We start from the raw sequence: 15,341 nt of genomic DNA, 5'->3' as shown, positions 1-15,341 counted from the left end.
GCCGGGGTGAACACCGCTCCACGTCGTACCGGCCCACGCCTAACCGACCTCGTCCTGAACCGGGCGCTGGGGCGGCTGCCCGCACCCACCACCGCCTACACCGTGCACCGCGAACGCATCCCGATGCGCGACGGCGTCAACTTGGTCGCCGACCATTACCAGCCGAAGCGTGAGGTGGTCGGCACCCTGCTGGTCCGCTGCCCCTACGGGCGGGGCTTCCCGTTCGCGACGGTGTTCGGCCGGATGTATGCCGCCCGCGGCTATCGGGTGATCCTGCAGAGTGTCCGCGGCACCTTCGGTTCGGGTGGCGTGTTCGAGCCGATGGTCAACGAGGCCGCCGACGGCGCCGACACCGTGGCCTGGCTGCGCATCCAGCCGTGGTTCACCGGCACATTCGGCACCATCGGGCTGTCGTATCTCGGCTTCACCCAATGGGCACTGCTGGCCGACCCGCCGCCGGAGTTGGCTGCCGCCGTCATCACCGTTGGACCGCACGATCTATACGAGTCGACCTGGGGCGCCGGGTCTTTCGCGCTCAACGACTTCCTGGGCTGGAGCCATTTGATGGCCCACCAGGAGGACCGGCCGCGGATCCGGGCCGGGATCCACCAGCTGACCGCGCAACGCAAGGTCAAGCGCGCCGCAGCCGGCCGCCCGCTGGGCGCGGCGGGCCGGTCACTGCTGGGCGGCGGGTCACCCTGGTATGAATCATGGGTCGAGCACCCCGAGGCGGACGACCCGTTCTGGGACCGGCTGCGCCACCCGGCGGCGTTGCAACGGTCGCAGGTTCCGGTGCTGTTGATCGGCGGCTGGCAGGACCTGTTCTTGGATCAGACGCTGGCCCAATACCGCGCGCTGCGCGACCGGAACGTCGACGTGGCGATGACCATCGGCCCCTGGACGCACACCCAGATGATGACCACCGGCCTGGGCCAGATCACCGCCGAATCATTGCAGTGGCTGGACGCCCATCTGCGCGGCGCGGCCACCACCGAGCGGCGCAGCCCCGTGCGGATCTTCTCCGCCGGCCAGGGCTGGGAAGACCGACCGGATTGGGCCCCCGCACAGGCCGCGGCCCCGTGGTACCTGCAGCCCGGCGGCACGCTCGCCACCAGCGCACCCGACCCGGCAGCGGCGGAGGTCTCGTTCCGGTTCGATCCCACCGACCCGCCGCCCACGATCGGGGGCCGACTGCTTTCCCCGGCCGGCGGGTATCGCAACGACAACCGGCTTCACCGTCGCGGCGACGTGCTCAGCTTCATCGGCGCGCCCTTGACCCAAGATCTGGACGTGTGCGGCGTTCCGGTGCTGGAGTTGGACCACAGCTCCGACATCCCCGACGTCGACCTGTTCGTCCGGGTAAGCGAGGTCGACGCGCGAGGCCGCTCTATCAACGTCACCGACGGCTACCGGCGGTTGCGGCACCACACCGGAGCAGTGCGCATCGAGTTGGACGCCATCGCACGCCGTTTCGCTGCGGGCTCCCGGATCCGGGTACTGATCGCCGGCGGCAACCACCCCCGGTACGCGGCGAACCTCGGTAGCGGCGAAGCACCGATCAGCGGAACCAGGGTCCAATCGGCCGTGCATACGGTGCGGTTCGGCGAATCACGGCTATTGCTGCCCGCGGACCGCGCCGACGGCCTTGGCCAATAGCTCCGACATCAACCGCTCGAGATCCGCTCATAGCGCCACCCCCGGCAGGTCTGCCCTCAGCCGACGGTTTCCCGGACTCGGGTGGCGACCGCCGCGAGCTGCTCGGCGGTGTACACCGCGGCTCCCAACTCAGGGTCTTCGATCGGCAGCTGAACCCAACTCGAACAGCCGCCATACTCGGGACTCCGAAGCAGCCGCACCGGCGTGCACAGCGGGATCAGCTGAACCACCAGCGCCGTCAGCCGGTGTTTGGGCCGAAAGTCCAGCCGGTCGGCGCGAACCGAGTCGGCGGTCCAGATATGCAGGTCCGCGATGTCCTCCAGCTTGTCGGGTCGCTCGACGGGCAGCGCCGCAACGACTTTCGCCGCAGCCCGCACCAGTACCTGGTCAGCGGTGGAATCGGCGGCCGCCGCCGCGAGCACGTCATGGTGTTCGGGGCGGACCCGCTCGGCGTGGCTGTGCACCGCCGTCGGGAACAACAGGAATTCGTCGGCGGTGACGTCGAAGCGCTTCTCGTGAATGCCGCCCTTGCGCAGCAGGATTCGTTGCCGGCCGACGAGCAGCGCCGCGACGACGGCACTCCACTCCTTCAACGCCATACCGCGCATTCCTCTCAGCGTAGTCGGGGCTACGGTGAATCGATGAGCGACGACATCCTGCTGATCCAGAACGAGGACCGCGTCCGGACCCTGACCCTCAACCGTCCGCAGGCGCGCAATGCGCTGTCACGCGCGTTGCGTGACGCCATTTTCGGTGCGCTGGCCGACGCCGATGCCGACACCGACGTGGACGTGATGATCCTGACCGGCGCCGATCCGGTGTTCTGCGCCGGACTGGACCTCAAGGAGTTCGGCGATTCTGAATCGCCTGCGCTGCCGGACATCTCACCGCAGTGGCCGCCGTTGACAAAGCCGGTGATCGGCGCCATCAACGGCGCCGCGGTGACGGGTGGGCTGGAGTTGGCGCTGTACTGCGACATCCTGATCGCCTCGGATCAGGCCCGCTTCGCCGACACCCATGCCCGGGTAGGGCTGATGCCCAGCTGGGGGCTGAGCGTGCGGCTGCCACAAACAGTCGGGGTGGGACTGGCCCGCCGGATGAGCCTGACCGGCGATTACCTATCGGCGGCCGACGCACTGCGGGCCGGACTGGTCACCCAGGTGGTGCCGCACGCCGAATTGCTGGCCACAGCGCGCGCCGTCGCTGCGTCGATCGTCGGCAACAACCAGGCCGCGGTGCGTGCGCTGCTGGATTCCTATCACCGCATCGACGAGTCGCAGACCGCCACCGGGTTGTGGATGGAGGCGATGGCGGCCAAACAGTGGCTGAACCGGATCAGCAGTGCCGACGTCGCCGCCAACCGGGAAGCCGTACTGGAACGCGGGCGCGCCCAGGTGCAGTGACAAGAACACGGCCCGGGAGGTGCTGGTGCACCGCCCGGGCCGTGTCTGCTGACTGAATCTTTAGAAGTCGAGCCCCAGGAACGCGTCGCCCGGGTCGAGCAGCGAGGACCCATCGAAGCCGCCGAACAACGAGCTCAGATCCATGTCCCCGAACGGCGTCACGAAAGTGTCCGTGACGGTGGCGTCGGCGCCGTCCAGGCCCGGGATGGCGGAGTAGACATTGGCGAAGCCACCACCGAGGTTCAGCACGCTGTACACCGAGCCCAGCACCGGAAGGTCCGCGGCGTCACCATCGCCGGGCGTAACACCGTCGATGACGAACTGCGTGGTGGTCAACCCCAACAGCTGCGTGACGGTCTCCTGGGCGTGAGCGGTGCCGAGCAGGTCGGTCCCGTCGTAGATGTTGAAGTCCTGCGACGTGATCGGGAGCGGGAAGAACGTGCCGCCCAGATCGAGGCCCGGCGTGCCACCGCCGATGTTGAGCAGCGGCAGCGCACCGACGGTCTGGAAGACCGGCGCGAAGCCCGGAGTGGTGTCGGCTCCGGACCCGGTGAACGGGTCGAAGGTGGTGCCGCCGATGGTGAAGGCGTCCTCACCCACGGTGCTGTCACTCAGTGCGCCGAACGCCGCACCCGGATCCAGTGAGATCCCGCCGCCCATGCCACTGAACAGCGAGCTCAGGTCCATGCTCCCGAACGGCGTCACGAAGGTGTCGGTAATGGTGCCGTCCGCACCCGGGGTCGCGACGTAGACGTTGGTGAACCCGCCGCCGAAGTTGAACGCGTCGTAGATGGTTCCCGTCGCCGGCAGCCCGTCGCCGGTGTCCGAGCCGTCGGTGACGACGAGCTGGGTGTTGGTCATGCCCAACAGGTTGGTGACATCCACCGCGGTGTTGATGGTGCCGATCTGGGTGGCGCCATCGCCGGTACCGCTGTAGACGTTGAAGTCCTGTGAGGCGAGGCCGTTTCCTTGGTGGCTGGGGTCACCCAGCGATGCGCCGCCGATGGTCAGGAAGGGCCCCGCACCGCCGAGGGCGGCGATCGAGGCGAAGCCCTCCTGAGCCGAGTCACCGGTTCCGGTGAACGGGTCCAGGGTGAGACCGCCGATGGCGAAGGCGTCCTCGCCGCCGCCGGAAGCCCCGGCCTGCAGTGCGGCGAACGCGTCGCCGGGCTGCAGCGGGTCCGCCGCGTTGATCCCGGCGAACATCGAACTCAGGTCCGTGCTGCCCCAGGGCGTCACGAACGTGTCGGTGACGGTTCCGTCCTCGCCCGGGGTGGCGACATAGATGTTCGCGAAGCCGCCACCGAAGTTGAACACGTCGTAGACCGAGCCCGCCACGGGCAGATCCGCCGCCGATCCGCCGTCTGCCGCCGTGACGTCGGTGACGGTGAACTCGGTGTTGGTGAAGCCGACCAGGTTCGTCACGACCACGCTGGAGTTGATGCTGCCCACACTGGTGCCGTCAGCGCCGTACACCTCGAAATTCTGGGGAGCGGTGGGCAGCAGGCCCCCTGGGCTGCCGCCGCCCAGGGTCAGCAGCGGCGCAGACCCGGTGAGCGGGTGAACCAGGGAGAAACCCTCCACGTCGGTACCTGTGGAGTTGCTGAACGGGTCGAAGGTGTAGCCACCGATCGTGAAGGCGTCGGCTCCGGTGGCACTAGGAGCGGCGGCGTCCGTTTCGGGGCCGGCGACCGCCACGGCCGCCTGCAGGAACGCCGCCGTCAGCAGCCCCCCGCCAGCGGTCAGACCTGCGGCTATCAACCGATAATGCATCATCTGCGTGTGTTCCTATCTACTGCGTTTTCGAGGGGATGGTGGCCCAGATCTCTCCGTCCTGAGGGTGTGCCACCGGTAACAACGAGCAGAACACTACTCATGAGTAACCTGAATGTATAGATAGGCCATGCAGATATTTTTCAAACTTTTGACAGTCGCAGCGCCGACTGTAATGTCGGGGTAGAAAACGGTCTCCCAGTCCGGAGCGCAATCCGCGTCAGTAGGCGTTGGCCTGGCTGATCGGGCGGATGATCCGGCAGGGGTTCCCGGCAGCAAGCACACCCGCCGGTATATCCCCGGTCACCACGCTGCCGGCCCCGACGACCGTGTCGGCCCCGATCGACACGCCCGGACAGACGATCACGCCAGCCGCCAGCCAGACGTTGTCGCCGATAGTTATCGGTGCCGCCGACTCCCAACCGCCGCGCCGGGCGGCGATGTCATCGACCGGATGCAGTGCCGTGACCAACTGGGCGCGAGGGCCGATCAACACGTCGTCGCCGACGGTGATGGGCGCCGCGTCCAGCAGGATCACGTCATAGTTGACGAAGCATCGAGCACCGATGTGGATGTATTTGCCGTAGTCGCAACAGAATCGGGGCAGAATCTCCGAATCGTCCCCGAATGATCCGAGCAGTTCGCGCAGCAGGCCTCGGCGGCGGTCTTCCTCGTCGGGGCCGGTGTCGTTGAACGCAGCCACCAGGCGCTGACATGCCTGTCGGTCGGCGACCAGGCCGGGGTCGTCGGGGCGATACAGCGCCCCGCTGAGCATCAGATCCCGCTGGGTGCTCATGCCAGCCGATCCTACGGCCGACCGGCCTGCACCCAGCGCCCGGAAAGCGCCCGCCACCCGACGAACACCAATCGCAGCACGATGAACGTGGTCAGTCCCGACCAGATCCCGGCCAACCCCCAGTCCAGCATCAGCGACAGCCAGGTCAACGGCAGGAAGCCGGCCAGGGCGCTGATCACGGTGGCCGTGCGCATGAACGCCGCGTCGCCGGCTCCCAGCAGCACCCCGTCAAGGGCGAAAACGATTCCGGCGATAGGCAACTGGGCGACCAGGAACCACCACGGCACCACGGCCGCCGCCAGCACCGCCGCATCACCGGTGAACAGTCCCGGGAGAACCATGGACCCGGCGGCGAGCAACGCGGCCAGCACCGCGGCGGCGGCCGCTGAGAACAGCGTCACCCGGGCGGCCACCGATTTGGCATGGCCGACATCACCGGCACCCAGGGCCGCCCCGACCAGTGCCTGAGCAGCGATCGCCAGCGAATCGAGCACCAACGCCAAAAATGTCCACAGCTGCAGCACGATCTGGTGGGCGCCCAGAGCTGCGGCCCCGAATCGCGCCGCGACCGCCGCCGCCGACACGAAGCACGCTTGGAAGGCCAGCGAGCGCACGATCAGATCACGCCCCATCGCCAGTTGCGCACGCAGTACCGCGACGTCGAAACGCAGCGGGGCCCCCTCGCAGCGAAGTGCCCGCAGAAACAGCAGCGCGGCAAGCCATTGGCCGACACAGTTGGCCACCGCCGACCCGGGCAGTCCCCAGCGCGGCATGCCCAGCATCCCGAACACCAGCAGTGGACACAGCAACGTCGAAAGCGCAAACCCCGCAACGACATAGCGCGGAGGCCGCGAGGTGTCCTGCACTCCGCGAAGCCATCCGTTGCCGGCCAGCGACACCAGGATCGCCGGAGCGCCGAAGATGGCGATCCGCAACCACCCCAGCGCCTCCTGGGCGATATCGCCACGGCCGGCGACGGCCGACACCAGCGGTACCGCCGCGACCTGCACCACGACCACGATCAGCACACCCAAGCCCAGCGCCAGCCAGGTCGCCTGCACCCCCTCAGCGACCGCTGCCGGGCGGTCGCCGGCGCCGAAATGGCGCGCTGACCGCGTCGTGGTTCCGTAGGACAAGAAGGTGCCCTGCGAGGCCACCAGTCCCAGGATCAGGCCACCGACGGCCAGCCCCGCCAGCCCCAGGGCGCCGAGCCGGCCGATGACCGCGGTGTCGAAGAGCAGATACAGCGGTTCGGCGGCCAGCACCACCAGCGCCGGGAACGCCAGCGCCGCGATCTGGCGTCCGCCGGCCGCCGCGGCGCTGTCGGTCATAGAGACCATCTTCGGCGAGCGTGCGAAGAAACGGTTCCCGGCCCGGTGTGTCGGCCGGAGACACGCACGCTCGCGCTAGAAGAGCGCTCCTAGGTGCCGGGCTGACCGTCGATGCCCGCAGTACCGGGCGCGCCGGCCGTGGCGCCGCCGATGCCGCCGCCGCCCGCGCCGGCCCCGCCACCAGTACCGCCGCTGCCGCCGGCGGCCGCGCCTGCGCCGTCACCACCGTTGCCACCGTTCGCGCCGTCGCCGCCGGCACCGCCGACCTTGTCGATGCCCTGCGTCGTTCCGCCGGTGCCGCCCGAGCCACCGGCACCGCCTGCGCCGCCGGCACCGTCCGACCCTGCGTTGCCTGCGCTGCCGTTGGTGCTGGTTCCGCCCGCTCCGGCCGCGCCGCCAGCGCCACCGTTGCCGCCGACTGCGCCGTCGCCGCCGCCGAATCCGATGCCGGTGGCGTTCGTGCCACCACTACCGCCGTCACCGCCGCTACCGGCCGCGCCACCGACACCGCCGGCTCCGCCGGTACCGCCATCACCGTCGGTTGAGGTGCCACCGGCCCCGCCGAGGCCGCCGTTACCGCCGTTGCCGCCGACGTTTCCGTTGCCACCGGCCGCGTTGGGCGGGCTGGTGCCGTCGGTGCCATCGCCGCCGGTACCACCGGCACCGCCCGCGCCGCCGACGCCGCCGTTGGCGTTGGCACCGGCTGCTCCCGCGGTTCCACTGGTGCTGGTGCCGCCGGTGCCGGCACTCCCGGCCGCACCCCCGACTCCGCCGTCACCGCCGCTGCCGGCGTCTTGGCCCACACCGGCGCTGGACACGCCGCCGTTTCCGCCGACGCCACCACCGCCACCGGCCCCGCCGGTGCCGGCCGTGCCGCCCACGCCGCCGGTGCCGGTTCCCGAGGTGCCGCCATTGCCGCCGGTGCCACCGGCCCCGCCGTTGCCGCCGTCGGTGCCGTCACCACCGGCCGCGGTCGCGGAGTTCGAACCGGCCGTGCCTGCGACGCCGGCACCACCTGCGCCACCGGCCCCGCCGGCGCCGCCATTGCCATCGAGGCCGCCCGTGCCGGCCGCACCGTCGGTACCAGTGGTGCTGGCACCGCCCGCGCCGGCACTACCACCGGCGCCGCCCGCAGCGCCGCTACCGCCGTCTCCACCGGCCAGGCCCTTGCCGGACGCGTCGGTGCCGCCCGCACCGCCGGCACCGCCGGCGCCACCGGTTCCACCGGTTCCGCCGTTGCCGCCCTTACCGCCGGCGCCGGAGTCGGAGGTGCCGCCGGCCCCGCCGTTGCCCGCGGCAGACCCGGCACTACCGTCGCCGCCGTCACCGCCGGCGGCCGAAGCGCTGTGGGTGCCTGCCGTCCCGGCCGATCCGGCAGTGCCGACGCCGCCGTTTCCGCCGTTGCCGCCGTCGGCGCCGTTAGTGCCGTTGCCGCCGCTGCCGCCGTTGCCGCCGCCGGAACCGCCATTGCCGCCGTTACCGCCGTGCGCGTCGATGAGCCCGGTGGATGTAGCGCCGGTGCTGTCGCCACCGTTGCCACCGTTGGCCCCGACACCACCATTGCCGCCGTTGCCACCGGTGTAGCTGCCGGAGCCGCCGTTGCCGCCAGCGGCGCCGGCGCCGCTGTTGCCGCCGTTGCCGCCCAGGCTGATGCCGGTGGCCGCGCCGCTGCCGCCGGCGCCGCCCGCGCCGCCAACCGTTCCGGGCAGGCCGCCGGCGAGACTGCCGCCGCCCGGGGCGCCGCCGTTACCGCCGTTGCCCCCGGCGCTGTAGAGGGTGCCCGCATCGCCGGTGACCGAACCGTCGTCTTTCCAGCCGGTGCCGGCTCCGCCGTCACCGCCGTTGCCGCCGGCGCCACCGGAGCCGCTGCCGAGCAGCGATGGACCGCCAGCAGCCCCGCCGTTGCCGCCCGCGGCGTGCGAGCCCGCGAGGATTCCGCCGCCGGCGCCGACCGTGCCTGTGCCGCCGTCGCCGCCGTCGCCGCCGGTGCCACCGATCCCACCGGTGGTGCCGCCACCGGCACCGCCGTTACCGCCGCTGCCGCCGAAGGTCTGCACGGTGTTGTCAGCGGTGGCACCGTCGCCACCGCTGCCGCCGGCGCCACCGTTACCGCCCAGGCCGCCGACGCTGGCACCGCCCTTACCGCCGACACCCCCGTTACCGGCAACACCCTGGATACCGGCGCCACCACTGGCGCCGCCACCCTTGCCGCCGGCCCCACCCGCGGCGCCCTGGTTGGCTCCGGTGGAGTCGCCGCCGGCACCGCCGACACCACCGGAGCCGCCGTTGCCGACCCCGTCGCCGCCGAGACCGCCCTGGCCGCCGGCGCCGCCCACACCGTCACCGGCCTTAGCGCCCGCACCACCGGTACCGCCGTTACCGCCGGTCAAGCCTGCGCCACCATTGCCGCCGGCACCGCCGTCGCCGGGTGTTCCGCCGGTGCTGGTGGTGTTAGCTGCCCCGGATGGGCCGCCGGCGCCGCCGGTGCCGCCCTTGCCGCCGTTGCCGAGGAAGACGCCGTTGGCGTCTTTGGCTGCGGTACCACCGTCACCGCCCGCGCCGCCGGCGGCACCGGTTCCGGTCTGACCGCTCTGCCAGAAATTGGCGCCGGCCGCACCGCCCACACCGCCGTTACCGCCGTTCCCGCCGTTGACATTCGTGGCGTCGCCGTCGGCGCCGTTACCGCCGGTTCCGGCCTGGCCGGCATTGCCGCCGTTGCCCCATTGGGTGCCGCCCGCGCCGCCGTTGCCGCCGTTGCCGCCGTTGGTCCCGTTGCCGTTGCCGTTGACCCAGTTGCCGTTGACGCCGTTGCCACCGGCGCCACCGTTGCCGCCGTTGCCGAACAGCCAGCCGATCGCGTCGCCGGCGTTACCGCCGTTGCCACCGGCGGTCGCGATGCCGGAACCACCGGCGCCGCCGTCACCGCCATTGCCCATCAGGCTGCCACCGGCACCACCGTTGCCGCCGATCGCGCCCGCGCCGCCGTCGCCACCGGCGCCGCCGTCACCGAATCCGAGGGCGTCGCCACCGTTACCGCCGGCCACGCCGGCCGCGTCACTGTCCCAGCCGGCGCCGCCGTCGCCGAACCACAGTCCGCCGTCACCGCCGTTCACGTCGAGTGCGGTTCCATCCAGACCATTGCCGATCAGGTGGATGCCGGCCATGTCGTTGATGGCGTTGTCGACCATCTCACCGAACGAGCTGGTGATCCAGAGCTGCGACATGTCATGCAGCGGGGTGTAGAAGAACTGGTCGATGAACTGCGTCGGGTCCAGGGCCGCGGCCGAGCCGATGTCACCGAAGTCGGCAGGCGACGCCACGTCTGCCTGGCCGAAGATCTCGGACAGCCAGTCGAGGTTGAACAGATCATCGATGTCGGCGTGGGCATTGGGCGCCGCGGTCAGCGGTGTCATACCGAAGGCCAGGAAGGCGGCCGCCGCGCTGCCCGTGCCGATGACCCGATGACGACGCCGCGCAGCGCCCTTGCCGTGACGGTCCCGGTGGCTGCTGGGGTGACGATGAGTCATGTGCGAACACCTCTCCTGTGAACCGGCCTGCCAAGCCTGTCAGACAAATCGATGTTTCTCAGTAGACCGTAATGTACTTGCTGGGGTACCGCAATGCTTGGTATCGCCTCATTCTCTGTCGAGTTCCGCCGACTGACGCCTGGATAGGCCCACACGCTGCAGTGATTTTCCCGGTAACTATTGCGCGTAACTCCTCCGGCCGCGTCGAGCGTGTGCTACGGCCATGAAATACGCGCGTTCATATTGCTTGCTTCTCAGGCATTAGTTAAGTAGTTTCAATCGCGTACGCGGTTGTTTCGTCTGCCCAACGAGTACGAGGTGATACCGATGCAGCAAGTACTTCGGCCCTACGCCACCGCCGGTGTCGCGATCGTTGGGGCGGCCCTGATCGCCATCACCCCGACAGCGGCGCCGGCGCCCAGGCTGCGCCCGATGCCGGAGGTCACGCTCACCAACGCGCTCGGCGATGCGATGGCGCCGTGGATCGAGCAGTACAACATCGCCGCCACCAACGCGTCGGTATTGGCCAACAATTACTACCTCGCCCCCGGCGTGGCGATGCAGCAGCTCTGGAGCAACCTGTCCGGCTACGCCCAGCAGATCTTCACGGACCCGTCGAACCTCACCGCGGTGACCGAGGAGATGCGCGACCACTATAAGGACGTATTCTCCGGGCTCACGCTGACCAACGCGGACGCCGACACCGCGACCGCTGTGGAGAAGTTCACCATCGCCGGCGACCACGGCCTGCTCTGGGGGCAGCTCCCCGGCTTCCTGCCGGCCGACCAGGCCCCCCTGCTGGACCCGATCATCCACTTCCTGGGCTCACCGATGAGCGCCATCTGGCTCGGCGCGCTGGGTCCCTCGATCAGCCCGTGGATCGCGCTGATGAACAGCATGACCGACGGTGACGGCATCAACGAGATCCTGGCCAACATGACCGGCGCGTACTTCAACGGAGCCACGCTCGACCTCGACGCGCTGCTGCCGGCGATCAACGGCGCGGGACTGCTACCCGCAGGCATGAGCGTCGATCACCTGGAATTCGCGTTCGGTGGGCTGCTCAGTCCCGGGGTTGTCAACACCGGACCATGGCACCTGTACGACTCCGCGGGCGACCCGACCGCCGATATCCCTGCGGTCGGCGGGTCCATCTTCAACAGCCTGGGCATCAACATCGGCGGGGTGCCCGTGCTGGGCAGCATCGCCTTCGACGGCCACGGCGTCGGCCCGCTGGCCGCCTGGCAGAGCCTCTCGGAGCTGATCGGCCTGCAACTCGGTTCGCAGTGGAACGAGGCGACCTCCGATGGCAAAAACGCACCAACGTTCCCGGCTTTCCCGCCCGGGACCGGCATCCAGTTCCCCACCATCCCCGACGACATCTTCGGCAGCGACGACGCGGGCAGCGGCGCCGCCGGTGCGGACCTGTGGACCGAGCTTTCCGACGCGATCACCAACTTCCAATGGAGCGACGTCTTCTGACGGCTGGCCAAGTCTCCGCTAAGGTGCGCAGCGAGGATGATCAGCACGACAGGTTAGGCGGCGAACGACATGCCGGACAGCAGCCTGCCCGGTAACGCCACCCTGGTGGACATGCTGCGGCGACGCGCCGAACAGCATTCGGACAAACTGGCGTTTCGATTCTCCTACAACGGCGACGACGACGGCGTCAGCGAGCTGACCTATCGCCAACTCGACCACCAGGCCCGGGCAATCGCGGCGACCCTGCAGCAACAGGGTGCCGCCGGTGACCGGGTACTGGTGGTGGCCCGTCCCGGCCTGGAGTTCATCGCCGGCTTCTTCGGCTGCCTCTACGCCGGTGCCGTTGCGGTGCCGGTCCATCAACGGCTGGCACCGCGCCTGGTGGCAGTCGTCCCCGACGCACAGGCCGGCTTCGCGCTGGCCACCGCCGATACCCAAGCCAACACCAAGGCCTCGGTCGACGATCTCGCCGACGGACGAGACCTGCGGTGGTTGCTGATCGAGGATGCGGCCGCGCTCGACGCCGACCGGTGGGTGGCACCGGACATCGACGCCGGTTCGACCGCCATGATCCAGTACACCTCCGGCTCCACCCGCACGCCCAAAGGAGTGCTGCTGAGCCATCGCAATCTGCTGCACAATGCAGAGGCCACCCGTCAGGCCTGGAACGGCGACGCCGACGCGGTCGGGGTGTACTGGCTGCCTCCGCAGCACGACATGGGCCTCGGGGCACTCCTGGAGACGCTCTACCTCGGATTCAGTACCGCGCTGATGTCGCCGGCCGCATTCATCAAGCGCCCGATGCGCTGGTTGGAAGCCATTTCCCGCTACCGCGGTGTGATCACGGCTGCTCCGAACTTCGCCTACCAACGATGTGTCGAGCGCAGTACTCCAGAAGAGCGGGCCGCCCTGGACCTGTCCAGCCTGACCGCCACCATGAACGGCGCCGAACCGGTCCGTGCCTCCACCCTGGCGGCATTCGCCGACGCCTTCGCCCCAGCCGGGTTCCGGCTGGAGTCGTTCATGCCGGTCTACGGGCTGGCCGAGGCCACCCTGTTGGTCTCGGGCGGATCAGACTCCGGCATGCCCGGGGTGCGCTATATCGACCGCGAGGTGCTGAGCACCGACCGGGTCCGCGACATCGCGCCCGAGCATCCCGGCGCGGTGCCGATCGTCGGCTGCGGACAGCCCCGGGGCGGCCAGGACCTAGTCGTCGTCGATCCGGTGACCCGCCGGTTGCGCGGCGCCGACGAGGTCGGCGAGATCTGGCTCGCCGGACCCAGCATCGCCCAGGGCTACTGGCAGCGGCCGGAGGAGACCGAGCAGGCCTTCGCCGGCATGGTCGCCGACACCGGTGACGGCCCGTATATGCGCACCGGCGACCTCGGATTCCTGTGCGCCGACGAGCTATTCATCACCGGACGGGTGAAAGATCTCGTCGTGATCGACGGACACCACTACTACCCCAACAACATTGAGGTCACCGTGCAGGACACCCACCCGGCCTTGGTGTCGGGCCGCGGCGCGGTGTTCGCTACAACCCCGGTGCCGGGCGCCGTCGAGCAACTCGCGGTCGTTCAGGAACTCGACCCCGATCACGCCGGTGAGGTCGAGCTGGGCGGCATCATCGACGCAATCCGAACGTCGATCGCGCGACAGCACGGCCTCCAGACGCACGCCGTGGTGCTGGTCAAGCACCTGTCGATTCCCACCACCTCCAGCGGCAAGATCCAGCGCGGCCATTGCCGGCAACTGTTCATCGACGCCGAGCTGCCGGTGATCGCCCAATGGCAGGGCCCACTGCCCGAGCCCCCGTCCATGGACAACACGGCAGCGGTCGCCGAGGTGGTCGCGCAATTGCAGACGTCGATGGCGATGCGCCGCCGGGGTTCCGGCTCGCGCGCAGACTAATTCAGCGCGGCAACCAGCGCGCCGACCACGTCCTGCGCCTCGCCGGCGGCGGTGTAGCCGGCGGCCAGCCGATGTCCCCCGCCGCCGAACGAGACGGCCACGGCGCTCAGGTCCACCGCCGACTTGGCACGCATCGACACCGCCCAACAGCCCGGCTCAACCTCCTTGAACACCGCCGCCACCTCGGCCTGTTCGGTGGTGCGCACGATGTCGACGATGCTCTCCACCTCCTCGGGGCGCGCAGCGCTCCACTCGGCGTGATTGACCACGGCGTAGACCAGCCCGCGCCCGCACACCGCGTCGGGCAGCAGTCGCGCCTGGCTCAGCACCCGCGACAGCATCGTCAGCCAGTCGAACGCATGGGTGTCCATCACGGTGCGGGTGACCGCCGCGTTGTCCACTCCGACGTCCACCAGCCGTGCAGCCAGCCGGAAGGCGCGGGCACTGGCCCACCGAAACGAGCCGGTATCGGCCGCCAGTCCCGCATACAGGCAATGCGCCACATCGACGTCCATCGGTTCGCCCCAGGCGTCGATCAGCTCAGCCACCATCATCGTCGTCGAATCCGCAGACGAGTCAACGAAATTCGCCGTCCCGAACAGCTGATTCGAGGCATGGTGGTCGATCACCAGCAGCTCGGGACCGGCGGCTGCCAGCTCCCGGAGGGCACCGAGCCGATCTGCACTCGAGGCGTCCACCGTCACCACCAGATCGGCGTCGCGACGTACCGCATCCGGGCTGACCAGCAACTCGCCGCCCGGCAGCGATCGCAGGGACCGCGGTAGCTCGGCAGGACAAGCCGGGCGGGCGAAACTGACCTGGACAGCCTTGCCGCGCCGTCGCAGCACCATCGCGAGCGCCAGCCCGGCGCCGATCGTGTCGGCGTCGGGATGCACATGGCAGATCACCGCCAGCGTGTCTGCGCCCGCCAGCAGCTCCACGGCTCCGGCGGCATCGACGCACCGACCCGGAGGCAGCGGATCAGTCGCCAGATCGCTCACCGTCACCGCTGTCTTCGGCGCCCGGTACCCCGGGGACCTCCCGGTACGGGTTGGCCTCCCCCACCGGCTGCTTACCCTCCCGAATCCGGGCCAGGTCGGCATCGGCGGCCCGCGCGGCAGCCAGCAGCTCCTCCATGTGGGCAGCGGTGTCCGGCACCTGATCCAGAACAAATGACAACGTGGGAGTGAACCGCACGCCGGTGCCGGCGCCCACCTTGGTCCGCAGGGTTCCCTTCGCACGTTCCAGTGCCGCGGCAGCGCCGGCATAGTCGGGCGCGTCCTGCAGGGTCTGCCCCCGCACCGTGTAGTAGACGGTCGCGTCGTGCAGGTCGCCCGTCACCTTCGTGTCCGTAACGGTCACGAAGGCCAACGGAGGATCCTTGATCTCGAACTCGATCGCCGACGCGACGATGGTCCCGATGCGCTTGGAAAGCCGGCGAGCTCGGCCCACGTCGACCACG

General features: G+C 69.8%; 11 protein-coding genes. 4 read left to right on the top strand and 7 right to left on the bottom strand.

Translation table 11 applies throughout. The annotated features are described in order from the left end of the window. Window positions 1-6: 6 nt before the first annotated feature. The gene (locus ACZYY4_RS14165) at window positions 7-1,656 is read left to right on the top strand and encodes a CocE/NonD family hydrolase (protein ID WP_463810618.1); all 1,650 of its coding nucleotides are present in this window, start codon (window positions 7-9) and stop codon (window positions 1,654-1,656) included. Window positions 1,657-1,712: 56 nt separating this feature from the next. Here the strand turns inward: ACZYY4_RS14165 and ACZYY4_RS14160 are convergent, their stop codons facing one another. Then, window positions 1,713-2,264: a DUF1802 family protein gene (locus ACZYY4_RS14160; RefSeq protein ID WP_463810617.1), complete on the bottom strand. Its 552-nt coding sequence runs from the start codon at window positions 2,262-2,264 to the stop codon at window positions 1,713-1,715. A gap of 33 nt (window positions 2,265-2,297) precedes the next feature. Here ACZYY4_RS14160 and ACZYY4_RS14155 point away from each other — a divergent pair, with 33 nt between their 5' ends. Further along, a complete protein-coding gene (locus ACZYY4_RS14155; RefSeq protein WP_463810616.1) occupies window positions 2,298-3,059 on the top strand; it encodes an enoyl-CoA hydratase in 762 nt (253 codons plus the stop codon). A gap of 60 nt (window positions 3,060-3,119) precedes the next feature. Here ACZYY4_RS14155 and ACZYY4_RS14150 read toward each other — a convergent pair whose 3' ends face one another. From ACZYY4_RS14150 to ACZYY4_RS14135, 4 genes are all read right to left on the bottom strand, one after another. Then, window positions 3,120-4,835 carry a hypothetical protein gene (locus tag ACZYY4_RS14150; protein ID WP_463810615.1) on the bottom strand — a complete coding sequence of 572 codons (1,716 nt, stop codon included), beginning with the start codon at window positions 4,833-4,835 and terminating at the stop codon, window positions 3,120-3,122. A gap of 217 nt (window positions 4,836-5,052) precedes the next feature. Then, window positions 5,053-5,628, bottom strand: coding sequence for a sugar O-acetyltransferase (locus ACZYY4_RS14145; protein ID WP_463810614.1), 576 nt, complete (start codon window positions 5,626-5,628; stop codon window positions 5,053-5,055). 11 nt (window positions 5,629-5,639) lie between these two features. Next, a complete protein-coding gene (locus ACZYY4_RS14140) occupies window positions 5,640-6,959 on the bottom strand; it encodes an MATE family efflux transporter (RefSeq protein ID WP_463810613.1) in 1,320 nt (439 codons plus the stop codon). A gap of 89 nt (window positions 6,960-7,048) precedes the next feature. Further along, entirely contained in the window at window positions 7,049-10,486 is a 3,438-nt protein-coding gene (locus ACZYY4_RS14135; protein ID WP_463810612.1) for a PGRS repeat-containing protein, read from the bottom strand. Window positions 10,487-10,813: 327 nt separating this feature from the next. Between ACZYY4_RS14135 and gjpA the strand changes: the two genes are divergently transcribed. Further along, window positions 10,814-11,968: an outer membrane porin GjpA gene (gjpA, locus tag ACZYY4_RS14130; protein ID WP_463810611.1), complete on the top strand. Its 1,155-nt coding sequence runs from the start codon at window positions 10,814-10,816 to the stop codon at window positions 11,966-11,968. A gap of 69 nt (window positions 11,969-12,037) precedes the next feature. Further along, window positions 12,038-13,879 (top strand): fatty acyl-AMP ligase, encoded by a 1,842-nt coding sequence (locus tag ACZYY4_RS14125; protein ID WP_463810610.1) that lies wholly within the window; start codon window positions 12,038-12,040, stop codon window positions 13,877-13,879. Here the strand turns inward: ACZYY4_RS14125 and ACZYY4_RS14120 are convergent. Together ACZYY4_RS14120 and rbfA are read right to left on the bottom strand one after the other, a co-directional pair. Next, a complete protein-coding gene (locus ACZYY4_RS14120) occupies window positions 13,876-14,880 on the bottom strand; it encodes a DHH family phosphoesterase (RefSeq protein ID WP_463810609.1) in 1,005 nt (334 codons plus the stop codon). The genes ACZYY4_RS14125 and ACZYY4_RS14120 overlap by 4 nt on opposite strands. Continuing rightward, window positions 14,861-15,340, bottom strand: a complete 480-nt coding sequence (rbfA, locus tag ACZYY4_RS14115) for a 30S ribosome-binding factor RbfA (RefSeq protein WP_463810608.1) — start codon at window positions 15,338-15,340, stop codon at window positions 14,861-14,863. Before rbfA ends, ACZYY4_RS14120 begins: the two co-directional genes overlap by 20 nt. Window position 15,341 lies beyond the last annotated feature (1 nt).

Source organism: Mycobacterium sp. IDUB_21 (genome assembly GCF_055419425.1).
This window is presented reverse-complemented; position numbering and strand designations above follow the sequence as displayed.